The sequence below is a fragment of the Paenibacillus etheri genome, assembly GCF_001012825.1.
Lineage (GTDB): Bacteria > Bacillota > Bacilli > Paenibacillales > Paenibacillaceae > Paenibacillus_AQ > Paenibacillus_AQ etheri.
The window spans coordinates 806,786-829,974 of record NZ_LCZJ02000018.1; the positions used below are offsets into that span (position 1 = coordinate 806,786).

19 protein-coding genes and 1 other annotated feature are annotated in these 23,189 nt (G+C 42.5%); of the genes, 15 read left to right on the forward strand and 4 right to left on the reverse strand.

The annotated features are described in order from the left end of the window. The first annotated feature begins 85 nt into the window (after positions 1-85). The 9 genes from UQ64_RS09235 to UQ64_RS09275 all read left to right on the forward strand — a co-directional run bounded on the left by UQ64_RS09235 (position 86) and on the right by UQ64_RS09275 (position 10,471). Positions 86-1,372 (forward strand): competence/damage-inducible protein A, encoded by a 1,287-nt coding sequence (locus UQ64_RS09235; protein WP_060623117.1) that lies wholly within the window; start codon positions 86-88, stop codon positions 1,370-1,372. A 300-nt stretch (positions 1,373-1,672) separates the two neighbouring features. After that, positions 1,673-2,740: a recombinase RecA gene (gene recA, locus UQ64_RS09240; protein WP_060623118.1), complete on the forward strand. Its 1,068-nt coding sequence runs from the start codon at positions 1,673-1,675 to the stop codon at positions 2,738-2,740. A gap of 109 nt (positions 2,741-2,849) precedes the next feature. Beyond that, a complete protein-coding gene (locus UQ64_RS09245; protein ID WP_156417496.1) occupies positions 2,850-3,581 on the forward strand; it encodes a regulatory protein RecX in 732 nt (243 codons plus the stop codon). A 316-nt stretch (positions 3,582-3,897) separates the two neighbouring features. Then, positions 3,898-5,439: a ribonuclease Y gene (gene rny / locus UQ64_RS09250; protein ID WP_060623120.1), complete on the forward strand. Its 1,542-nt coding sequence runs from the start codon at positions 3,898-3,900 to the stop codon at positions 5,437-5,439. Positions 5,440-5,581: 142 nt separating this feature from the next. Next, positions 5,582-6,376: a TIGR00282 family metallophosphoesterase gene (locus tag UQ64_RS09255; RefSeq protein ID WP_042128805.1), complete on the forward strand. Its 795-nt coding sequence runs from the start codon at positions 5,582-5,584 to the stop codon at positions 6,374-6,376. A gap of 201 nt (positions 6,377-6,577) precedes the next feature. Continuing rightward, a complete protein-coding gene (locus UQ64_RS09260; RefSeq protein ID WP_019910496.1) occupies positions 6,578-6,838 on the forward strand; it encodes a stage V sporulation protein S in 261 nt (86 codons plus the stop codon). A gap of 148 nt (positions 6,839-6,986) precedes the next feature. After that, on the forward strand, positions 6,987-7,952 hold the full coding sequence (locus UQ64_RS09265) for a dipeptidase (protein ID WP_060623121.1): 966 nt from the start codon (positions 6,987-6,989) through the stop codon (positions 7,950-7,952). Between the two features lie 138 nt (positions 7,953-8,090). Then, positions 8,091-8,663: a phosphate propanoyltransferase gene (gene pduL, locus UQ64_RS09270; RefSeq protein WP_042128797.1), complete on the forward strand. Its 573-nt coding sequence runs from the start codon at positions 8,091-8,093 to the stop codon at positions 8,661-8,663. Positions 8,664-9,115: 452 nt separating this feature from the next. Beyond that, positions 9,116-10,471, forward strand: coding sequence for a DEAD/DEAH box helicase (locus UQ64_RS09275; RefSeq protein ID WP_060623123.1), 1,356 nt, complete (start codon positions 9,116-9,118; stop codon positions 10,469-10,471). Between the two features lie 143 nt (positions 10,472-10,614). On the opposite strand, the gene dapA is transcribed toward UQ64_RS09275, so the two are convergent. Further along, a complete protein-coding gene (gene dapA, locus UQ64_RS09280) occupies positions 10,615-11,511 on the reverse strand; it encodes a 4-hydroxy-tetrahydrodipicolinate synthase (RefSeq protein WP_060623125.1) in 897 nt (298 codons plus the stop codon). A 121-nt stretch (positions 11,512-11,632) separates the two neighbouring features. Here dapA and UQ64_RS09285 point away from each other — a divergent pair, with 121 nt between their 5' ends. Then, positions 11,633-12,508, forward strand: coding sequence for a LysR family transcriptional regulator (locus tag UQ64_RS09285; RefSeq protein ID WP_060623126.1), 876 nt, complete (start codon positions 11,633-11,635; stop codon positions 12,506-12,508). Here UQ64_RS09285 and UQ64_RS09290 read toward each other — a convergent pair. Beyond that, the gene (locus UQ64_RS09290) at positions 12,491-12,901 is read right to left on the reverse strand and encodes a VOC family protein (protein ID WP_060623128.1); all 411 of its coding nucleotides are present in this window, start codon (positions 12,899-12,901) and stop codon (positions 12,491-12,493) included. The two genes, UQ64_RS09285 and UQ64_RS09290, sit on opposite strands and share 18 nt — an antisense overlap. Before the next feature lie 284 nt (positions 12,902-13,185). On the opposite strand from UQ64_RS09290, the gene htpG reads away from it, so the two are divergent. After that, positions 13,186-15,066, forward strand: a complete 1,881-nt coding sequence (gene htpG, locus UQ64_RS09295; protein ID WP_060623129.1) for a molecular chaperone HtpG — start codon at positions 13,186-13,188, stop codon at positions 15,064-15,066. A gap of 61 nt (positions 15,067-15,127) precedes the next feature. Here htpG and UQ64_RS09300 read toward each other — a convergent pair whose 3' ends face one another. Next, complete coding sequence (locus tag UQ64_RS09300; RefSeq protein WP_060623131.1) at positions 15,128-15,592, reverse strand: DUF4362 domain-containing protein; 465 nt, start codon at positions 15,590-15,592, stop codon at positions 15,128-15,130. A gap of 126 nt (positions 15,593-15,718) precedes the next feature. Beyond that, positions 15,719-15,982 (forward strand) — a binding site (T-box leader). Between the two features lie 43 nt (positions 15,983-16,025). Between UQ64_RS09300 and metG the strand changes: the two genes are divergently transcribed. Next, positions 16,026-17,672: a methionine--tRNA ligase gene (metG, locus tag UQ64_RS09305; RefSeq protein WP_060623132.1), complete on the forward strand. Its 1,647-nt coding sequence runs from the start codon at positions 16,026-16,028 to the stop codon at positions 17,670-17,672. Positions 17,673-17,681: 9 nt separating this feature from the next. On the opposite strand, the gene UQ64_RS09310 is transcribed toward metG, so the two are convergent. Continuing rightward, positions 17,682-18,551: a LysR family transcriptional regulator gene (locus UQ64_RS09310; RefSeq protein WP_060623134.1), complete on the reverse strand. Its 870-nt coding sequence runs from the start codon at positions 18,549-18,551 to the stop codon at positions 17,682-17,684. 150 nt (positions 18,552-18,701) lie between these two features. On the opposite strand from UQ64_RS09310, the gene UQ64_RS09315 reads away from it, so the two are divergent. The 3 genes from UQ64_RS09315 (at position 18,702) to UQ64_RS09325 (ending at position 23,111) form a co-directional block, all read left to right on the forward strand. Beyond that, positions 18,702-20,438 (forward strand): ABC transporter ATP-binding protein, encoded by a 1,737-nt coding sequence (locus UQ64_RS09315; protein WP_060623136.1) that lies wholly within the window; start codon positions 18,702-18,704, stop codon positions 20,436-20,438. Continuing rightward, the gene (locus UQ64_RS09320; protein WP_060623137.1) at positions 20,435-22,174 is read left to right on the forward strand and encodes an ABC transporter ATP-binding protein; all 1,740 of its coding nucleotides are present in this window, start codon (positions 20,435-20,437) and stop codon (positions 22,172-22,174) included. The genes UQ64_RS09315 and UQ64_RS09320 overlap by 4 nt, the downstream gene beginning before the upstream one ends. A 157-nt stretch (positions 22,175-22,331) precedes the next feature. Further along, positions 22,332-23,111 carry a sporulation protein gene (locus UQ64_RS09325; RefSeq protein WP_060623139.1) on the forward strand — a complete coding sequence of 260 codons (780 nt, stop codon included), beginning with the start codon at positions 22,332-22,334 and terminating at the stop codon, positions 23,109-23,111. Positions 23,112-23,189: the final 78 nt, after the last annotated feature.

Genomic DNA, 23,189 nt, shown 5'->3' on the forward strand with positions numbered 1-23,189 from the left:
AGAGGTAATAGGGAATGTACCTATTACCTTTTTTAAACCCTAAAAGCAATGTATCTACATTATAACGAGGAGGCGAAAGCCAGGTATGAAAGCGGAGATTATTGCAGTAGGCACGGAGCTTTTGCTCGGTCAAATCGTGAATAGTAATGCCCAGTTTTTATCTATAGAGCTAGCTGCTATTGGGATTGATGTATATTTTCAAACCGTAGTTGGGGATAACAGCAGTCGCTTGCAACAAGCCATTGAGATCGCTCAAAGTAGAGCGGATGTTATCATTTTTACCGGTGGTATTGGTCCGACAGAAGATGATCTTACGAAGGATGCACTGGCTGCTTTTTTAGGTCGAACACTCCATATCGATCGTTTGGCAATGGATCATGTACAACGTTTCTTTGACGATCGAAAGATCGTAATGACAGAGAATAATCGTAAACAGGCACTTATAATTGAAGGAACCACACCTTTGTCAAATGAGATTGGTCTTGCTGTTGGTATTGCTTTTGATCATGAAAAGAAATATTATATTGTGCTTCCTGGTCCGCCTCGTGAGATGAAACCAATGTTCGTAGATAAGGCTGTGCCGTGGCTTCAGCAGCATGCTCTAACGACAGAAATGCCACTTTATTCTAAAATGCTTAAATTCGCCGGTATCGGAGAGTCCCTGCTTGAGGATAAGCTCATTGATCTAATTCACAGCCAGACAGACCCAACCATAGCTCCATACGCTAAAGAGGGAGAGGTAACCGTCCGCATTTCGACAAAGGCGCCTTCCGAGCATGAAGCTTTCAAGAAGCTGGAGATTCTGGAGAAACAGATCAAAGAGATTCTGCCAGAACATTTATATGCGAATATTGATGTGCCACTGGAGCAGTTAATTGTGGATTGGATGGCAGATGCCGGTCTGACTTTAAGCGCGGCGGAGAGTTGTACCGGGGGTTTGCTGATGGAGAGTATAACCAACATTCCAGGTAGTGCTTCGATGTTTGCAGGAGGAATCGTATGTTATTCCAACGACCTAAAGAAAAAACTTCTGAATGTGCCAAGTGCTTATTTGGAAGGGCCAGATGCTCCAGGGGCAGTTAGTCGTGAAGTTGCCGAAGTGTTAGCTGATCAGGTAAGAATGATTGCGGATAGTGATTTCGGTTTATCTGTAACAGGTGTAGCAGGACCAGGCTATTCTGAACGAAAGCCAGTTGGACTTGTATTTATAGGTTTAGCTGAACGCGGGCGTAAGACAGAGGTATATGAGCTTAATCTTAAAGGGACACGTGAGAATATCCGGCTGCGTACTGTTAAAGCTCTGCTGTATCGACTATGGCGTAGACTTGAGGAACGTAAGGTGGAGACACCACTTGAGGGTTCAGACTTGTAATGGGAGATTAGCCCAGCTATAATTGAAACATACGGAAGAACCGTGGCACTGAGATTTCTTTGCTGCGGTTTTTTGTATATCTGCAGAGATTTTGATCACAGATTTCGGTTATGATCATAAGTCGTTGATGTCCGGTGAAGTAGAGAAATCAGTTAACTTCTATGTCCGGAGGGAGGCTTACAATAAAAGGGATAATTAACGCTTGAGACAAAAAAAACGAATGTATGTTCGAAAAAAAGCTTGGCAAGACCTCGAAAACACGTTATTATATTATTATAAACAGTGAAGGAAGTGGTCTGATTGTCAGATCGTCGTGCAGCGCTTGATATGGCGCTTCGTCAAATAGAAAAACAATTTGGTAAAGGTTCGATCATGAAACTGGGAGAATCCACTCATATGCAAGTGGAAGTTGTACCTAGCGGATCTTTGGCACTTGATATTGCGTTAGGTATAGGCGGACTTCCAAAGGGACGTATTATTGAAGTATACGGACCTGAATCCTCCGGTAAAACGACTGTTGCTCTTCATGCTATTGCAGAAGTGCAAAAACATGGAGGACAAGCTGCATTTATCGATGCTGAGCATGCGCTCGATCCGAAGTATGCACGTAACTTGGGCGTAAACATTGACGAATTGTTACTATCTCAGCCAGATACGGGTGAACAGGCACTTGAGATTGCTGAAGCACTTGTACGAAGTGGCGCAGTAGACATTATTGTCGTTGACTCCGTAGCTGCTTTGGTTCCTAAAGCGGAAATTGAAGGCGATATGGGTGATTCTCACGTCGGCCTGCAGGCTCGTTTGATGTCTCAAGCGCTTCGGAAGCTATCGGGTGCCATTAGTAAATCGAATACAATTGCTATCTTTATTAACCAGCTTCGTGAGAAAATTGGTGTTATGTTCGGTAACCCTGAGACAACTCCGGGTGGTCGGGCACTGAAATTCTACTCTTCCGTACGGTTGGATGTTCGTCGTGTCGAAAGTATTAAGATGGGTAACGACGTTGTAGGTAACCGCACCAAGATCAAGATTGTAAAGAATAAGGTAGCACCTCCATTTAAACAAGCTGATGTTGATATCATGTATGGTGAAGGGATTTCCAGAGAAGGAAGTCTTGTAGACATCGGTACTGAAATGGATATCGTGAATAAGAGCGGTGCGTGGTATTCCTATGAGGGTGAACGTCTCGGCCAAGGCCGTGAGAATGCCAAACAGTTCTTGAAGGAACATCAAGATATTGCGCTCATCATTGAGAACAAGATCCGTGAAGCAAGTAACTTGTCCACTATTGTTGCTGCACCAAATGAAGCAGAGATCATTGCAGAGCAAGAGGAAGAAGAAAAGCTACTTCTCGAAATCGAACAATAGAATAATTAATTAAGGAATAGGACGCCCTGTGATTCATTGTTGCAGGGTGTCTTTTCTTAAAAAATTGTAAGAACATAACTGATCTTTAGCTATGAGGTGACAAGCAACTATGGTAATACAGCTGGATATGGATTTTGAATCGGATGAGCAGGACGTACAGGTCCTATCTGATTTTCCTGAAGGAGAACTTTTAGAAATTACTAAGGTCGAACGTCAGAAGAAATCGGACCACCGCTATATCATACATTTCGGAGCCTATAACATGACTGTACACGAAGACGTCATGATTAAATATCGGATGATTACTGGGAATTCTTTTATGAAAGCCGATTTGGAGGGAATTGTTGTTGCTGATGAGCGACAACGAGCTTATGTAGAAGGACTTCGTTATCTAGAACGGAAGCCACGAACCGCTATGGAAATGACTCGCCGTTTACGGCAGAAGGAAATAGGGGAGACTATTATTGCGGAAGTGGTGCAACGGCTACAGCAGGAAAGATTTCTTGATGACCCTTTGTATGCAAAGCAATGGGCAGAGCAACGCATTACGAACCAGCGTAAGGGGAAAATGTGGATTCGCCAAGAGCTGCGTGAGAAAGGAATCGACAAGACCTTGATCTCGGAAGCACTGGAGAATGTCAGTCCTGAACAAGAACTAGAGAGTGCACTTCAGATTGGTCGTAAGAAATGGAATCTTATTCGTGGTGAAGCTACAGATAAGCGCAGAAAGACCGGAGCCTTCTTAATGCGGCGCGGATTCTCGGGTGATATGGTGCGACAAGTGATCAATACTTTACTTGAGGAAGACAATTATGAGGGTGAAGATGAGGAATTTTACTAGACTCACTGATTCTCTTGACATTAATGCGCATATCGACTCTCTTGACAATGTCTTTTTATAAATAATAAAATATAACATGAATCGGCATAAAGTAAGAATCCTTTTTCCTTCCCAAAAAGGGGACTTTTTAAAACGGTTCGCGTACAACTCATATGAAATGTAATCGCCGGATAAGGCGGGCAGTGTGCATGTGCAGCATGTGCAGTATGGCAATCGGTTGTTTACCGGTTTTTTGTATGGTGATGAACGGATAGTTTAACAACTGCACAATTCCCAGGGGTATACCTTGGAGAGGAACCAACGAGGAGGTGAACAGATGCAAGCATGGATCTGGGTCATTATCGTTCTCGTTGTAGCTGCATTATTCTTTGGGTTCGGTTATTTTATTCGTAAATCCCTTGCAGAAGCTAAAATTCAAAGCGCAGAAAGAGAAGCTGTTGTCATCGTAGAAAATGCGAAGAAGGACGCTGAAGCGCTGAAGAAAGAAACAGTATTGGAAGCTAAGGACGAAGTCCATAGAATCCGTACTGAAGCTGAGAAAGAAACTCGTGAACGTCGGAATGAAATCCAACGGCAAGAGAGACGTATGCTGCAAAAGGAAGAATCTCTGGATAAAAAAATGGAATCGCTTGAAAGAAAAGAAGAACAAGTAGCTAACAAAGAGAAACGAATTGATGAAACCCAACAGCAAATTGATGTTATTTACAAAAACCAAGTTACTGAATTGGAGCGAATTTCCAATTTAAGCATCGAAGATGCAAGAAGTATTATTCTTAGCAATGTTGAGCAAGAAGTTCGCCATGAAACGGCTCAAATGATCAAAGAAATTGAACAGCAGGCGAAAGAGGAAGCGGATAAGAAATCCCGTGAAATCATTACACTCGCTATCCAGCGCTGTGCAGCTGATCACGTAGCGGAGACAACGGTTTCAGTTGTTACCCTGCCGAACGAAGAGATGAAGGGTCGGATTATCGGTCGTGAAGGCCGTAACATCCGTGCACTCGAAACTCTTACAGGTATCGACCTCATTATTGATGATACGCCGGAAGCAGTTATTTTGTCGGGATTTGATCCAATTCGCCGTGAAGTTGCCCGTACGGCACTTGAGAAACTAGTGGCAGATGGACGGATCCACCCCGCTCGTATTGAAGAGATGGTGGAAAAATCTCGCAAAGAAGTGGACGAACGAATTCGCGAATATGGTGAACAAGCTACTTTCGAAGTGGGTGTTCACGGATTGCATCCAGATTTGATCAAGATTCTGGGTCGTCTGAAATTCCGTACAAGCTATGGTCAAAATGTATTGAAGCACTCCATGGAGGTTGCTTATTTAACTGGACTGATGGCCGGTGAGCTTGGGGAAGACATCGTGCTTGCAAAACGTGCAGGATTGCTCCATGATATCGGCAAAGCGCTGGATCATGAAGTAGAAGGATCGCATGTTGAGATCGGCGTTGAACTAGCGAAGAAATATAAGGAACATCCGGTTGTTATCAACAGTATCGCGTCTCATCATGGAGATTGCGAAGCTACCTCGGTTATTGCGATGTTGGTTGGTGCAGCTGATGCATTGTCCGCAGCAAGACCTGGCGCTCGCCGTGAAACACTGGAAACGTATATTAAACGTCTAGAAAAACTGGAAGAAATCTCAGAGTCCTTCGAAGGCGTTGAGAAATCATTTGCTATTCAGGCGGGCCGTGAGGTACGCGTGATGGTACAGCCAGAGAAGATTGACGATGCAGAGGCATTCCGTCTTGCTCGCGATATTACGAAGATGATTGAAAGTGAACTGGATTATCCAGGACACATCAAAGTTACCGTTATTCGTGAGACACGGGCTGTTGAATACGCTAAATAGGTGGAATATAAGGTTAAGGAATAAGATGTAACTTATACTTTCTTATATTTGTTGAGAATTGGCCCCTAAGCGGGGCCTTTTTTCTTTTAAATATGAGGACTTATCCATTAGATATAGCGGTTAAGATTAGGGGGAGAGAATCATTAAAGTACTATTTATTGGAGATATCGTTGGAAATGTTGGCAGAAAGGCTCTTCGTGAGATGTTACCCTCTTTAAAAAGTAAATATCAGCCACATATCATTATTGTTAATGGTGAAAATTCTGCTGCCGGTAGAGGGATCACCAAGGCGATCGCTAATGAATTTTTTAACTGGGGCGTTCACGGTATAACTATGGGAAATCACACATGGGACAACAAAGATATTTTTGAGTTCATCGATGACGAGGCTCGGATTATTCGCCCTGCTAATTTTCCGCCAGGAACACCAGGAAGAGGTTATACAGTTGTTAAAGGTAACGGTAAAGAACTGGCCATAGTAAATTTGCAAGGCCGGACATTTTTACCTGCTATTGATTGTCCTTTCCGTGTTGGGGAAGAAATTGTGGAAGAGCTTCGTAGAGATCATAAATGTATTCTTGTCGATTTCCATGCAGAGGTAACCTCTGAGAAAATCGCTATGGGGTATTTCATGGATGGTCGTGCATCGATTGTTGTGGGGACACATACTCATGTCCAGACGAATGATGATGTGATTTTACCAGGAGGAACTGCGTATTTGACCGATGCGGGCATGGTTGGTTCAAGCGAAGGAATTCTGGGTATGGAAAGAGATGCAGTACTTTATAAGTTCACAACTCAGCTTCCAGCACGATTTGTTGTCGATGAAGGCAAGTGGCAGCTTCACGGTTTATTTGCAGAATTAGATGAAACTACTGGTGCGGCGACTCGTCTAGAGAAGATACGACTGCGTGAAGATGAATGGGTTATGAGCTAAGCGAAGAGCAAAGTGATAGTTTAATCCGGGTAATTTCGCCGAGTTAGGGTAAAGTGTGATATTTTTCATATCGTAAAAGAGTATCTTTTAATCCGTTTTTGGAAGACGTGGTCCGTAAAAAGAAGGAATTATTTCTTCTCTCGCGAATAACATCTAAAGTAGTGGAAGAACACCATTATTTTCCCAGGGGAGGTACTTACTATGGATGTATTAAAAGTATCAGCTAAATCCAATCCAAATTCCGTCGCCGGCGCTTTAGCAGGTGTTCTTCGTGAACGTGGATCGGCTGAATTACAAGCTATTGGAGCTGGAGCACTGAATCAAGCAGTCAAAGCAGTTGCCATTGCCCGGGGATTTGTTGCACCAAGCGGAGTAGATTTGATCTGCATTCCTGCGTTCACTGATATAGTGATTGATGGAGAAGATCGGACCGCGATTAAACTGATTGTTGAACCCAGATAATAGACCTATAGAATGAATGAACCTGTTTACTTATGTAAACAGGTTTTTTGCTTTTGATTTATAGTCTGGCGTTTTTTTGCATAGTATCAGAAATAGGCATTTGGAAATGAAATGTACGGCTGGAACTGCGAGAAAGTGAGGTTGTGGAATGAGGATTGATAAGCTTAAGGTAGCGGATTTCCACTGTGATGTGCTAAGCAAAATGCAAGCTTCTCCGGATATAAATTTTCACAATGATCCTCGATTAGATGTTACTGCAGAGCGGCTGGCTTCTGGTGGAGTGGAGCTGCAATGTTTTGCAATATATCTTTCAGCAACCAGAGGTAAACCTAGCTTTGAACATGTTCTAGGGCAAATTGATCTCTTTAGGCAAAAGATAGTGAACACAGATGGGCTTCAGTGGTTACGGTGGAAGGAGCAAGTGGGGAATCGATTAGTAGGCGCACCTCCACAAGCAATGCTCTCTCTGGAGGGCGTAGACGGCTTAGAAGGGAACTTGTTTTATGCTCAGCTCTGTTTCGAACTTGGAGTACGGTTTCTTGGTGTGACTTGGAATTATGCGAACTGGGCAGCAGATGGTGTGCTAGAGAAGCGTAATGGTGGATTTACGGAGAAAGGGAGAAAGCTGGTAGAATGGTGCAACCACAGTGGAATGCTGCTGGATGTGTCGCATTTGTCACAAGCGGGGTTCTGGGAGTTGGCTGATTTAAGCAATCGTCCGTTTATTGCCTCCCATTCGAACGCTGCAGCTATATGTGGGCATGTTAGAAATTTAAATGATGAACAGATTAAAGCTTTAATTGCAATGGATGGAAGAATGGGCCTGACCTTTTATCCGTGGTTTGTATGTGATGAAGGGAAGGCTCGCATAGATGATTTGTTAAAGCACATTGAACATGTATGTAGTCTCGGCGGAGAGAAATATATGATGTTTGGCTCTGATTTTGACGGCATTGATACTTGGGTAGAGCAGTTGGAGCATCCGGGAAAATACCCTGATCTTATAGAGCAGCTGCTTCGTTATTATCCAGAGGATACTGTGAAAGGTTGGATGTATGACAATGCAACCACTTTTTTAAGCGCAAACTTGCCCTCTCAGGTGTCTAAACCATGACAATCTTGTGCAAAAAACATAAATTGTCGAAAAAAGGGGCTTCGTTATGATGAAGCCCTTTTTATTTTTGGGTAAGAAGATGTATAATGGTTAATGGCTTGTACAGATACTAGAGAAAATACAAGGAGTGACTTTACAATGAGTAAGACTGTACCCGTAGGTGTGTCGGCTAGACATATTCACCTTACGCAAGAGCACGTGGAGGCTCTGTTTGGCCCAGGATATCAATTAACTGAGTTCAAACCACTCTCCCAACCAGGACAATTTGCAGCAAATGAACAAGTAGCAGTTATCGGTAGCAAAGGTAAATTTGATAAGGTAAGAATTTTGGGACCTGCTCGTCCGGCTTCCCAATTAGAAATTTCCCGTACTGACTCCTTCGCACTTGGCGTGAAAGCTCCAGTTCGCGAATCTGGAAATATTGAAGGAACACCTGGTATTACACTTAAGGGACCTGCTGGTGAAGTTGAATTAGAACAAGGCGTTATCATCGCAGCTCGTCACATTCACTTTCACACTTCCGAAGCTGAAGCTTGGGGCATTGCAGATAAGCAATTGCTTAAAGTTCGTCTTGGTGGCGACCGCGGTCTTGTATTGGAGAACGTAATTGCTCGTGTATCCGACAGCTTCAAACTTGATATGCATATTGATACAGACGAAGCTAATGCTGCTGGTGCCAACAATGGCGACACTGCAGAAATCGTAGACTAGTCTTCATAATTACCAATGATAAGAAGCGGGGGAGAAATCCTCCGTTTTTTTGTTTGTTTTCTGTGCAAAAGAAACGTTATATGGCTGATACGCCTACTTAAACATTTTTCGGATTGTAATGTAGCTATTTCAGTTTTTGATGTGTTTTTCTAAGGTATCGGACTGTATAGCTCTTATTAACTATTATTTGTACTGATTTGGGTTTCATTTTCATGAATAGCTGCAACTGAGTCAGATTGCTCATCAAAAAGTACGCTCAGTAAAATTGCAGAAGTTAATTGTACATGCAAGAGTAAAATGGATCGTATCCTGAAATGGATTTTTAATGAAAATTGGTGTGATGATAAAGAATATCTATTATTATGTGACTAATTGTGTTATGATTATTGTTTATGACGTGAGAAAAGGATTTAATGTTAAGAATATATGTATTAGAAATTAAGGAGACTAGAATGACATTTAACGAACTGAATATTATGCCTGCGATTTTAAAGGCTTTAACCAAAGAAAACTATACATCACCTACACCTATACAGGAGCAATCGATCCCAGCTGTATTAGCAGGTAGAGATTTACTTGGATGTGCTCAAACGGGAACAGGAAAGACAGCTGCATTTTCTGTACCTATTATTCAATTATTAAGCGAACAAATAAGTCCAAGCAAATCAAACAATGTGCGACGCATTCGCTCATTAATCTTAACACCGACAAGAGAACTAGCGATTCAAATTGCTGACAACATAAAAGCGTATAGCCAATACACAGATATCCGTTCAGCTGCCATCGTTGGTGGTGTATCACAGAAAGTGCAAGAACGTGCCCTGAATCAAGGTGCTGATATTCTTATTGCTACACCAGGTAGACTTATCGACCTGATCAATCAAAAACGTGTGGATTTGCAGTATGTCCAAATTCTTGTCTTGGATGAAGCTGACCGTATGCTAGATATGGGCTTTATCCATGATGTGAAACGAATTATCGCCAAAATGCCTACGAAGAAACAAACACTGTTCTTCTCGGCAACGATGCCTACTGAGATCTCTAAATTGATTAAAACCTTGCTTGTGAATCCAGTGAAAGTAGAAATCACACCCGTGTCATCTACTGCGGATAGAATTGATCAATCGATCTATTTATTGGAGAACGGAAATAAGCAAAATCAATTAAATCTTCTGTTACAGGATAAATCGATTATTTCTGCTCTGGTGTTTACGCGTACAAAACGTGGTGCAGACCGTGTTACACGTGACCTAGCAAAAGTGAATATTTCTGCTCAAGCCATTCATGGCAATAAATCGCAAAATGATCGTCAGAATGCATTGCGGAATTTTAAAAGTGGTGCAACCCGCGTTCTTGTAGCTACGGATATCGCCGCGCGAGGAATTGATATTGATGAGCTGTCTCATGTAATCAACTTCAACTTGCCAAATATTCCAGAAACCTATGTGCACCGGATCGGTCGTACGGGTAGAGCTGGGTTAAGTGGAACGGCAATATCTTTTTGCGAATCTGAAGAGCTTCCGTTCCTTAAAGATATCGAGAAATTGATCGGAAAATCGATTCCAGAAGTGAAGGATCACCCGTATCCGATGTCTCGTAAAACGCAAATGAAGACAGAAAGATCTTCGAAACCATCTGCTTCTAGGTCTGCTTCTTCTAAACCATCGACTTCCAGACCAGCAGCAGCTAAACCATCAGCATCAAAATCAGTGGCAACTAAACCAGCCAAAGCAAAGTCTAAGTCTAATCCTCCACTAAAGCCAAAGTCCGAGTGGTTCACAAAAGGAAGACAAACGAGCAGCAGATAAGTTAGTTTGAACGCTGAACGTTTTTTATAGTAAGATCTCAAAACCGTCAGAGAAATCTGATGGTTTTTTTGTTTTCTGATGATTAACAATAAAAAACAACCGCTAAACAGTTCCTCACTGTATAACGGCTGTTGTATTTTCTCTTATGCGGTCGCTTCAATGGAACTGTCCTGAACATAAGAACTAAGCTCTTGCTGAAGCGCTGTGCTGATGGAAGTCATAGGAAGGCGAAGCGTATCCGAATGGATTAGGCCATTCTGGCTAAGCATCCATTTGATTGGAGCGGGATTCGATTCCTTGAACAAGAGACGGATGATCGGCAGTAGTTGTTCAAAGTTTTCTTTTGCCAAGTCTAATTGACCCGATTTGAAGGCTTCGTATATACGGATACATTCTGCTGGATAAACGTTCGCAGTAGCAAGCATACCTCCAGATGCTCCGCAGCTAAGCATTTCATAAAAGAGTGAATCGTCGCCGCCAAGCACAGGTTTAGTACCTGTACGAACTAGCTCAGTAACCATTTTGGTGCTGCCCGAGCAGTCTTTTAATCCGACAACATTATTCATTTCTAGGATTGTACGTGCAGTATCTAAGGTCATAGCAGTACCAGTACGACTTGGAATGTCATAAGCCATGATCGGAATGCCTACTTCTGCTGCTTTGCGGAAATGGGCAATGATGCCCTCTTGCGAAGGACGACTATAATAAGGGACGACTACTAGCGCGCAATCAGCACCAAGGTTAGCTGCGATCTCTGTGCGTGCTACCGTAGAAGCTGTGTCATTGGTTCCTGTACCGACTACTAAGGGGATAGATGTTGATTGTAAAAGCTCACGAGAAGTGTTTACTAGAAGCTGCATTTCATTTACGGTTACAGTTGGCGATTCACCGGTGGTTCCATTAACGACCAGACCTTGTATGCTGTTGTTAATAATGTTCTTTACGTAACGCTGATACGAATCCAAATCGACTTCACCAGCAGCATTGAACGGGGTGACCACGGGGACATAAATTCCATAAATCTGTTGTTCTGTAAGCATAAATTATCGGCCTCCAAAATATTTTAATTCCTCTACATATACTTTACCATGGAATATTGCATCGACGTTAGCTATAATAAATGATGTGTATCATCAAATATATTGATGTTAGGGTGAGGTTATGGATTTAACCTATTTACGAACATTCCGCGAGGTGGCTAAACGTCAGAGCTTTACGCGGGCTGCTGAAGAGCTAGGTTACGCGCAGTCGAGTGTTACGATGCAAATACAGAAGATAGAGAAGGAATACGGAGTGCCTTTAATAGAAAGGCATGGTCGACAGCTGCGTCTTACCCCGCCTGGAGAAGAGCTGTTGAAGCTTTTCGTGGAGATTTTGGATCTTTATGATCGTTCTAAAGAAACCATCGCCCAGCAAATAGGAGGCACGCTAACGATTGGGACGATTGATTCATTAGCTGCATTCTACTTACCACCTTACTTACAGCAGTTGAGGACGAAATTCCCGAAACTTGATATTCATCTGCAAACGATGCAGGAAGCTAACCTTGTGGCCAAAATAAAAGATGGGGAAGTAGACATCGGTTTGATGCTCGATCGTACCACTACGGATTCTTTGCTTGATCGTACGATCATTAGAGATGAACCGCTCGTGTTGATAGCCCCCATTAATCATCCCCTTGCCCAGATGGATACAGTAACACTACAGGATCTAAATAACTGCGAATTAATTGTTTCTGAAGAGAGCTGTATATACCGGAGTCTGTTCGAGAATTTGTTAAAAGAGCACGGGATTATATTCCGCATAGGTTTTGAGCTATCGAATCTAGAGGCAATTAAACGTTGTGTCATGAATGGTCTTGGGATTGCATTATTACCGAAAATTGTTGCAGAGGAAGAAATTGAACGGGGGAACTTGGCCGAGCTTCCCTTTGCGCATTCAGAAATTCACTTTGATCTGCAGCTTCTGATGCACCCTAAAAAATGGAAGTCCCAGCCGTTACAATATCTAACGCAAATGTTACTTGCAAATCATTAGTTTATTTCCATCAGGGTCTTTGACCACAAACCATTGTTGATCTTGAATTTCGGTTACTATCTCTACGCCGAGATCCTTCATATAATGAAAAGAGGCTAGCAATTCATCGGTTATAAACATAAAAGCAGGTGTTGTAATTGGTGGAGCTCCTTCAGGTTCTAAACCTCCCCACATGGGCATGGTGTCCAGAATGATCCCAGTACTTCCTTGCATAGTTAGCGGGCATAAATGATCGTTCATAATCGGATGATCTGCTTCCTGGAGTCCTAGGACATGGCAATACCAGCTACGGGCTTTTTCAATATCATGTACGGGAATGAATACACTGCTAATAAGGTTCTTTACGGGGCTTTTTTCTATGGAATTTACAATGGACTGCGCTTGTTCATTCATTCGAATTCCTCCTAGGGCTGATAATGATAATCCTTTATTTGGAATTTATGCATCTAGTCTATTTAAAACATAGAATCAGCCTACGCGCAAGTGGGTCATTAATGATCAATAAAATCTTAAGTTTGTATGCAAAAGATAGCATTCTTTAATGAAAATCGCTGTAAATATTGACATTCAAAATCACTTTATGTTATATAAAAAGAAGAATTAGCACTCATCTAACAAGAGTGCTAATCACGGAGTGTTGAACAAGATGTTTATTTTGAAAGGAGATCTACTTATTCATGGCCAAGAAAGAGTTTAAAGCAGAATCGAAAAGATTGCTGGAAATGATGATTAACTCCATTTATACACAACGGGAAATTTTCCTGCGTGAGCTGATTTCCAATGCAAGTGATGCAATTGATAAGATCTATTACAAAGCATTAGCTGATGAAGGCCTGGTCTTCAATAAAGAGGATTATTATATTAAAGTGACCGCCGATAAGGCGAACAGAACCTTGACGATTTCCGATACAGGTATCGGAATGACACAAGAGGAGCTGGAGAATAACTTAGGAACAATTGCGAAGAGTGGATCCCTTGCTTTTAAGAAAGAGAACGAAGCCAAAGATGGCCATAACATCATCGGGCAGTTCGGGGTTGGCTTCTACGCTTCGTTTATGGTGGCTGATGACGTTATAGTGATCAGTAAGGCATTAGGCAGCGACGAGGCCTTTAAATGGGAGTCTAAGGGCGCTGACGGCTATACCATCGAGACTGTCGAGAAGGATTCTGTCGGTACTGATGTGATTTTGAAGATTAAAGAGAATACTGAAGAAGATCAATATGATGAATATTTGGAAGAATACCGCCTGAAATCCATCATTAAAAAATACTCCGACTTCATCCGTTTCCCAATCAAAATGGACGTGAAGGAGCAAAAGCCAAAAGAAGGCACGGAGAATGAGTTCGAAGAAGTTGTTCAAGAACAAACGGTGAACAGTATGGTGCCAATCTGGCGCAAGAACAAAAGCGAGCTGACTACAGAAGATTACGATAACTTCTATGCAGAGAAACGTTATGGCTTCGACAAGCCGCTTAAACATATTCATATCAGTGCTGATGGTGCTGTAGTGTACAATGCGATTTTGTTTATCCCTGAAAATACACCGTTTGATTATTACACAAAGGAATATGAAAAAGGTCTTGAGCTCTATTCCAACGGTGTGTTGATCATGAACAAATGTGCGGATCTGCTGCCTGACTATTTCAGTTTTGTAAAAGGTATGGTAGATTCAGAGGATCTTTCCCTGAACATCTCCAGAGAGATGCTGCAGCATGACCGTCAGTTGACTCTGATCGCTAAGAACATTAAGAATAAAGTGAAGAGCCAACTGCAAAGCTTGCTGAAGGATGAAAGAGAGAAATATGAGCAGTTCTACAATGCTTTTGGCAGACAGCTTAAGTTCGGTGTGTATAATGATTATGGTATGCACAAAGATACCCTTCAAGATTTGCTAATGTTCTACTCCTCCAAGGAGAAGAAGCTGGTAACGCTGGACGAATACGTGTCTAGAATGCCAGAAGATCAGAAGTACATCTACTATGCTTCTGGAGAGTCGATCGACAGAATTGAAAAACTCCCTCAAACCGAGCTTGTATCGGATAAAGGGTATGAGATTCTTTACTTCACTGATGATATTGATGAATTTGCGATCAAGATGATTCAGTCTTATAAGGAAAAAGAATTTAAATCCGTATCCAGTGGTGATCTAGGAATCGAAGCCGACGAAGCGGACAAGCCTACGGAAGCTGAAGAGAACGAAAACAAGGAGCTTTTTGAAGCGATGAAGGACATCTTGTCCGGCAAAGTGAAAAATGTTAAAGCTTCCAAACGTTTGAAGACTCATCCGGTATGTCTATCCGCTGAAGGCGAACTGACAATCGAGATGGAAAAAATCCTGAAATCGATGCCGAATGGCCAAGAGGTGCAAGCAGACAAGGTACTTGAAATCAACATCCATCATGAAGTATTCCAGTCCTTGAAAGCAGCAGCTGAGAACGATAAAGAAAAGCTCGGTTTATACACGAACTTGCTGTACAATCAAGCTCTGCTGATCGAAGGATTACAAGTTAGTGATCCTGTCCAATTCACCAATGATATTTGCAAAATCATGAAATAATTTAAAGTTTTGAGACCATCCAATTGTATTACGATTGGGTGGTCTTTTTTATAAAACCCATTTATTTTATTGTACGCAGAAGGTAGTAATCTATTTCAGGATTTTTATTTGTACAACCACTGATCGAATAAACAATCTCACCTTGTGCATTTTTTTCACTCGTTATATCAGAGCAAGTATCGATTCTAACTCCTATGCTCCCCCCACCAAATTCATCATTAGAAGTATCGTAGCTATAGCTAATTACACTGCCATCAAACTTCAAATCCTTAAAAATGGGGTCGCCCTCATCTGTGTAACTTGTAACTCTTATACTGTCTGCTTTTTTGCTGGAGAGATTCGTTATGAATTGCTCGAATTTATCGAGGTTGTACACTTTTTCAATAGAAACAATATCCCCTCTACTGATGGCTTCTTCGGAAGTATAGGGCTTACTTTTGGGCACGGAATGGACCTCATTACCGGAGCAGCCCCATATCCCTGTTAGTATTAGGAACGATAGTATAAGAATGCTTATTTTTTTCATCGATGGCCTCCTTGTATCTTATCTATATAAAACAGACGGGAATTATTAAAAAATGTTACTAAGCGCTTGATGTTTCGCATTGACTTTACACGGCAAATTTAGTACTATTTCCAGTAACTTGAATATTGAAAAGCAAAGAAGAGAAAGAGTACCACGGCAATTCTTTCAACAGAGAGCTCCGGTCGCTGAAAAGGAGTAAAGAAAACCCTTGGGAATATGGTCTCAGAGCTGCGCATCGAAACCCCTTTTGGGTTGTAGGCTGCGCCGGAACCTGCATCCGTTACAGTGCTAGGGTATAAACGTTTATTAATGTCGTACCTGAAGAGGTAAATGTCATGAGGCATTTATAAAATTAGGTGGTAACACGTGAGTAGAACTCTCGTCCTTTGTGGATGGGAGTTTTTTTGTTGTCTAAAAAAGGAGGAGAAGGTTAATGAGTAATGTATTTATAGGTGGTGCTTGGCCGTATGCGAATGGATCTTTACATCTTGGTAGATTATCAAGTGTGTTGCCTGGGGATGTACTGGCACGCTATTTTCGCAGCAAGGGGGATAATGTTTTATATGTGTCAGGCAGCGATTGTCATGGCACTCCTGTAGCGGTTCAGGCTGCTAATGAAGGGATCACACCTGAAGCTTTTGCAAGCGGATATCATGAGGAGTTTCTAAAGTGTTTTAAACAGCTGGGATTTAGTTATGATCTGTATACTCGAACGGATCAACAGCAGCATCATAAGGTCGTGAAAGAGTTGTTTATCGAATGGCTAAAGAATGGACATTTATATAAAAAAACTATTGCGCAATGTTACTGCGAGGTAGATCAGCGGTTTTTGCCAGACAGATATGTGGAAGGGACTTGTCCGGTATGTGGCCAGCTGGCGCGGGGAGATCAATGCGATTATTGTTCTACGATCCTAGATCCATCTGATTTATTAAATAGAACATGCAAGCTATGTGGGAATACACCAACAGAACGGCTGACAGAACATTATTATCTTAGCTTATCTAAATTTCAATCTGTATTAACGGAGTATGTAGACGAAGCAGTACACTGGAGAGAAAATGCTATAAAACTGACCAAACGTTATTTAAAAGAAGAGCTGCAGGACCGCGCGGTAACTAGAGACTTGTCCTGGGGTGTAGACGTTCCTGTGGCTGGATTTGAAGATAAAAAGATTTATGTTTGGATTGAGGCGGTAAGTGGGTATTTATCAGCCAGCAAGCAGTGGGCTGTACAGTCGGGAGGAAGCTGGGAGGACTTTTGGTTAAAGGAGAAAGGGGAGATTACCGCTTATTATGTGCATGGTAAAGACAATATTCCTTTTCACACCTTAATATGGCCTGCTGTGTTATTAGGAGCTGGAGGTCTGCATTTACCGGACAGGATTATATCCAGCGAATATTTAACCCTTGAAGGTCAGAAGTTCTCCACTAGCCGAAATTGGGCGGTCTGGGTACCTTATATTCTAGCGCGGTATCATCCTGACTCTATACGTTATTTCTTAATTGCCAACGGTCCTGAGAAGCGGGATACGGATTTTTCCTGGAGGGAGTTTATTTATAGTCATAATGGTGAGCTGCTAGGAGCATTTGGTAACTTTGTGAATCGCTCATTGGCTTTTGTAGAGAAGTTTTATGAAGGGATCGTGCCAAGTGGAAAGTCAGATAAGGTGTGGAGCGATAACATTGACCTCTTGTATCTGGAGTCAGGACGCCTCATTGAGGTCGGAGATTTGAAGGATGCACTCGAGTATATTTTCTCTTATGTACGTAAGGCAAATCAGTATTTTGATCGGCAAAAGCCTTGGATTCAGGTAAAAGAGGATCGGGATGCCTGTGATAATACAATATTTACTTGCGTGCAGATTATCGCTAATTTGGCGAATTTGCTGCATCCGTTTCTACCGTTTTCTTGTGAGAAGATCAGAGGGTTCCTATCGCTTGAACTACCGAAGTGGCAGCCCTGCTCAGTTCCCCCTTATCAACAAGTTACTGAGTTACAATTGTTGTTTGAACGGATTGATATTAGTCGTATTAAAGAAGAAGAGGATAGGCTCGTTCAACAACAAGTGAATAAATAGCGATGGTTCTTAACCATTCTTAAAGTTTTCAATAAACTTGGAAGCTAATGATGACAAGTATTTATCCTTGATCCAGACGGCGGCGACCCGCGTGCGAAGCGATTCACTGCTGATTTCTTTATAGATCAAATTACGATTACTCGTTAATTCGAAAGCGGATTTGGGGATGATTCCAATGCCAAGACCAGCGTTTGCCCAGAGCAGTGTTGTTCTAGCATCGTCATTCATGCAGAAAATCAGCGGATCAAAGCCGTTCTCAAGACAAGTTTCCCGGATAAGCTGCTCAAAACGTCGGTAGATAATGAGCGGCTTATCTTTTAACTCACCAATCTCAACGAAGTTTTTATCTGTTTTCCAGTCATGCTCTGGAGTCATTACGGCAATCATAGGCTCAGCTTGTGTGTAAAGACATTCTAAATTTGTAGCATTAAAGGGTGTCCGAACAATGCCAACCTCGACAATGCCCTTGTTCAATAGGTCAATGATTCTAAAGGTATTTCCTTCATGAATCTCAAATTTCACACCTTTATACGTTTTGTGGAACTCACATAGCCGATCTTGAAGCAACGTAGCTCCAGAGGAAGAAACCGTACCAATGGCTAGGGTTCCTTTTAAACCTTTGACAAAATCATTGAGCTCACGGGCAGTGGAATCTGCCAGCTCCAGAATTTGTTGGGCACGGTCCCGTAAAATTGCTCCAGCTTCAGTGAGCTGCACGCTGCGTGGACCTCGATCCACTAGCTTTACACCGAGTTCTTCCTCCAGGAGCTTAAGCTGCTGGCTCAGTGGAGGCTGGGCCATTTGCAGCTTTCGGGCTGCGGAAGTAATCTGTCCTTCCTCAGCGATAGCCATAAAATATTTAAGTTGTCTAATATCCATATATTAATCCTCCGAACTTGAGATATGTTAATCGTATGGGAGCGATACGAATCCAATATTATTAATATGTGAGTAGATATGCCATAATCATAACTGTTATTATACATATTTCAAGTGCTTAAATACTTCTTATGTTGGGTGTGGATGACGTTGTTCAAAATCGCAGTATATTTAAAACCGTACAAAAAAGAAGCCATCATCGGTCCAATCTTTAAACTGATGGAAGCGATTCTGGAGCTGATTTTGCCTACCATTGTCGCATTAATCATCAATAATGGGGTTGGAAATCATGACAGTGCTTATGTATACCGAATGGGTGGCCTAATGGTGCTGATGTCTCTGCTTGGATTCGGCTGCTCCATGGTATGCCAATACTATGCGGCACGAGCATCACAGGGGTTCGGAACGACGCTTCGTAATAAAATGTTCAAACATATTACATCCTTATCGTACGCCGAGCTGGATACGTTCGGTACGCCTACGCTGATTAACCGGATCACTAATGACGTAAATCAGCTGCAGATTGCTGTTGCCATGCTGATTCGCCTGGTTATTAGGGCGCCGTTTATCTGCATCGGGGCTATCATAATGTCCATGATTTTGGATTTTAGATTATCGTTGATTCTAATAGCGGCAACGCCGATTTTTGGCATTATTTTATATTTTATTATCACTCGAAGTGCGCCTTTGTATCGAAAATATCAGCAGAAGCTGGATGCCCTTGCGCTCGTTCTTAGTGAGAATTTGTCGGGGATTCGAGTCATTCGTGCTTTTGCCAAAAGACGTACGGAAAAAGAACGTTTTGATGCCTCTTCTGAGGATTTAACCTCTACAGCGATCCGGGTCTCACGGATTTCTGCTTTACTTGGTCCGATGACTACACTTGTAGTAAACGCAGCGATCATAGCAATTTTATGGGGAGGTGGAATTCATATCGATGGGGGTCGATTGTCTCAGGGTGAGATTATTGCCTTCATTAATTACGTCACTCAAATCTTGTTGGCGCTTGTAGTGGTTTCTAACTTGGTCATTATTTTTACAAAAGCCTCATCCTCTGCCAATCGTGTGAATGAAGTGCTGAGTGTCAAAGCATCCGTGTCTGAGGAAGCGAATGTTGTGATGGCTGAACCTGATCATACCGCTTCTGCTATATCATTCGATCATGTATCGTTTGGTTATAATACAACAGGTGAATCGGCATTAGAGGATATTTCGGTAGTCATTAACCGCGGAGAGACTGTGGGTCTGATTGGCAGTACGGGTTCTGGTAAATCTACTTTTGTGAACCTGATTCCACGTTTATATGATGCAGTGCAAGGTGAAGTTAAAGTGGATGGAGTGAATGTTAGCGATTATAAGCTACATCAGCTTCGTGAGAAAATAGGGATTGTGCCACAAAAAGCAGTGTTGTTTACAGGAACAATCGCTGAGAATATTCGTTGGGGCAAGGAAGACGCAACCGAGGAAGAAATCATGCAAGCAGCCTCAGTTGCTCAAGCGGAGGAGTTTATTCGTAAATTGCCTGAAGGATTGAATACGCAGGTATCACGTGGTGGACTTAATTTATCCGGGGGGCAAAAGCAGCGCTTGACCATAGCTCGTGCAGTGGTAGGTAAGCCGTCGATTCTTATTCTGGATGACTCCTCCAGTGCGCTGGATTTCGCTACTGATGCGGCTCTACGTAAAGCGCTCAAAGAGAGCAGCCAGCAAATGACCGTACTCGTTGTCTCGCAGAGGGTAAGCACTGTAAGGCAAGCGGATAAAATTATGGTATTTGAGGAAGGGCGGATTGCCGGTGTCGGTACCCATGAGGAGCTGATGCGTGGTTGTGAAGAGTATAAAGAAATCTGCCTGTCCCAGTTATCGAGTGAGGAGTCGGGCCAATGAACAAAAATAACATTTGGAAAAGACTAATTGTGTACACAGGGCAGTATAAAAAAATAGCTATAGGCGCGGTAATATGCGCATTACTTAGTGTGATTGCCAGTCTAATCGGGCCGCTGCTCATCGGTAAAGCCATCGACTTTATGATCGGACCGGGAGAGGTTGATTTTGACACCGTACTAAGACTGCTTATGATTCTGGCAGTTGTGTATATTGTCGGCAGCTTTTTTGGATGGCTTCTTACTTATTTAACGAACCGAATTGCATACCGAACGGTATATGACTTACGGCGGGAGCTTTTTGATAAGTTAAATGTTTTGCCGTTAAAGTTTCATGACAACCACCCGCAAGGGGACAGTATCAGCCGGTTTGTGAACGATATGGATGCGGTCTCTGATGGATTGCTGCAAGGCTTCTCTACATTGCTTACAGGGATCATCACCATTGTGGGGGCAATTGTACTTATGCTGTACATAAGTCCTCTGATGACCATAGTAGTTCTTCTGTCGGCACCCGCTACCTTTTTTGTGGCAAGGTTTATTACGACGCGCTCGCAAAAGATGTTTAAAGAGCAAGCCAAGATTCTGGGTGGTCTTAATGGGTATGTGGAGGAAATGATCGGCGGGCAAAAAGTAGTCACTGCTTATCATTATGAAGAACGTGCAATGTCTCAGTTTGAAGAACAAAACGAGACGTTATATCAGACCGGTGTAAAGTCACAATTTTATGGTTCTTTGTCGAATCCGACAACGCGTCTGGTAAATAACATTACGTTCTCAGTCATAGCTATGATCGGTAGTGTTATGGTAATTCGGGGTCATTTTACGGTAGGGGACCTGTCCAGTTTCTTGATCTTCTCCAACTTGTTCGCTAAGCCTTTTAATGAAATAACAGGTGTGATTACACAGCTTCAATCGGCAACTGCTTCTGCGCAGCGGATCTTCGCCATTCTCGACCTAACGCCAGAACAACCCGATAATACAGATGCGAAGGTTATGCAAACGAGCCAAGGTACCATTACCTTCGAAAAAGTATCCTTTGCTTATACTCCAGAACGTCCTTTGATTAACGATTTCAGTCTAGAAGTGAAGCCGGGGACCCGAGTTGCAATTGTAGGGCAGACCGGTGCCGGTAAGACAACGCTGGTAAATCTGCTTATGCGTTTCTACGATCTGGACCGTGGGTCCATTAAAATAGATGGTGTGGATATCAAGACGATTACGCGTGACAGTTTGCGACGGAATTTTGGGATGGTGCTGCAGGATACTTGGCTCTTTGGGGGCACCATCAGAGATAATATTGCTTACGGAAAAGCAGGTGCGACAGAGGAAGAGACCATCGCCGCTGCTAAGGCTGCTAATGCTCATGGATTTATTAAACGCCTGCCTGAGGGGTATGACACGAAGATCAGCGGTTCAGGGGATAATCTCTCCCAAGGACAGAAACAACTGCTTACCATAGCAAGAGTTATGCTCGTAGATCCGCCAATGCTCATTTTGGATGAAGCCACCAGTAGTATTGATACGCTGACTGAGGTACGGATTCAGAAGGCTTTTCTAAAAATGATCGCGGGTCGGACCAGCTTTGTGATTGCCCACCGATTGTCGACAATTCGAGAGTCGGATCTCATTCTTTTTATGAAGGATGGCGACATTGTGGAGAGCGGTACACATGATCAGCTCCTAGCCAGCGGTGGATATTATGCCAGATTATATAACAGTCAGTTCGCGACAGCGTAGACTTTGTGATTCTTAAATAAGAAGTATTCAAACCGAGTTTTAGGGGCGAATACTTTTTTGTTGTCAGTAGCAAGGCATTTCTGTCCTGAAAATGAAACCTCAGGTAGTTCTCTTCGTATCCTTAAATATGCAAATATTAGGGAGGGAATTCATTACAATGTCAATGTTTAAACGAATGCTCGCGAGTGCCGGAATTGGAGCGGCCAAGGTAGATCTCATGCTCCATCAAGATTTCGTGAACGCAGGTGATACAATCAGTGGTACCGTCCAAATTCAAGGTGGCCGAGTGGATCAGGAGGTCGATGACGTCTATGCATTCGTTAAGACGCGTTACTTGAAAGAGCTGAACGATAAGAAGATGGAAGTGGAAGCGACGGTATCCAAATTCCTGTTAGCAAGTAAATTTAAAGTAGTGGCGGAGCAGGTTTATGAATTTCCCGTCTCATTCCAGCTTCCGGCGATAACGCCAGTGACGTTAGGTAGATCGCCGGTTTGGATTCAAACCGGACTTGATATTAAAGAGGCAATTGATCCGAAGGATCAGGATTATCTTCAAGTAGGCCCTCATCCATATTGTGCTGTAATTTTGGATGCGATGAATCAGCTCGGGTTCCGTATTCGTGAAGTGACTTGTGAATATTCACCACGTTATGGCAGGATCAATGGCTTAGATTTCGTTCAAGAATTTGAATTCGTTCCCCCCTCACAGTTCCGAAATCAACTAGACGAATTAGAAATCGTTTTTTTTCCAAATGAGGATGGCATTGAATTGCTCCTACAGATTGATCGCAAGGCACGTGGTTTAGCAGGTTTGTTCGCCGATGCGCTTGATACAGATGAGAGTTTTGTGAAAATACGCTTCGATCACAATCAACTTGCTTACGGAGTTGACTATGTAGCTGATCAACTGCTCGCAACGATTCGGAAGTACGTATAAATGAATGGAATAGGATTATATAAGAGAGGGGGAGAACCCCTCTTTTTTCGTTTTTTTATAAAGGAAAATTTATTTATA

Excerpts from the sequence above, each read along its gene's own strand:
- UQ64_RS09235 (WP_060623117.1), top strand. The coding sequence starts at position 86 with ATGAAAGCGGAGATTATTGCAGTAGGCACGGAGCTTTTGCTCGGTCAA.
- UQ64_RS09245 (WP_156417496.1), top strand. The coding sequence starts at position 2,850 with ATGGTAATACAGCTGGATATGGATTTTGAATCGGATGAGCAGGACGTA.
- rny (WP_060623120.1), top strand. The coding sequence starts at position 3,898 with ATGCAAGCATGGATCTGGGTCATTATCGTTCTCGTTGTAGCTGCATTA.
- UQ64_RS09260 (WP_019910496.1), top strand. The coding sequence starts at position 6,578 with ATGGATGTATTAAAAGTATCAGCTAAATCCAATCCAAATTCCGTCGCC.
- UQ64_RS09265 (WP_060623121.1), top strand. The coding sequence starts at position 6,987 with ATGAGGATTGATAAGCTTAAGGTAGCGGATTTCCACTGTGATGTGCTA.
- pduL (WP_042128797.1), top strand. The coding sequence starts at position 8,091 with ATGAGTAAGACTGTACCCGTAGGTGTGTCGGCTAGACATATTCACCTT.
- UQ64_RS09275 (WP_060623123.1), top strand. The coding sequence starts at position 9,116 with ATGACATTTAACGAACTGAATATTATGCCTGCGATTTTAAAGGCTTTA.
- dapA (WP_060623125.1), bottom strand. The coding sequence starts at position 11,511 with ATGCTTACAGAACAACAGATTTATGGAATTTATGTCCCCGTGGTCACC.
- UQ64_RS09285 (WP_060623126.1), top strand. The coding sequence starts at position 11,633 with ATGGATTTAACCTATTTACGAACATTCCGCGAGGTGGCTAAACGTCAG.
- UQ64_RS09290 (WP_060623128.1), bottom strand. The coding sequence starts at position 12,901 with ATGAATGAACAAGCGCAGTCCATTGTAAATTCCATAGAAAAAAGCCCC.
- htpG (WP_060623129.1), top strand. The coding sequence starts at position 13,186 with ATGGCCAAGAAAGAGTTTAAAGCAGAATCGAAAAGATTGCTGGAAATG.
- UQ64_RS09300 (WP_060623131.1), bottom strand. The coding sequence starts at position 15,592 with ATGAAAAAAATAAGCATTCTTATACTATCGTTCCTAATACTAACAGGG.
- metG (WP_060623132.1), top strand. The coding sequence starts at position 16,026 with ATGAGTAATGTATTTATAGGTGGTGCTTGGCCGTATGCGAATGGATCT.
- UQ64_RS09310 (WP_060623134.1), bottom strand. The coding sequence starts at position 18,551 with ATGGATATTAGACAACTTAAATATTTTATGGCTATCGCTGAGGAAGGA.
- UQ64_RS09320 (WP_060623137.1), top strand. The coding sequence starts at position 20,435 with ATGAACAAAAATAACATTTGGAAAAGACTAATTGTGTACACAGGGCAG.
- UQ64_RS09325 (WP_060623139.1), top strand. The coding sequence starts at position 22,332 with ATGTCAATGTTTAAACGAATGCTCGCGAGTGCCGGAATTGGAGCGGCC.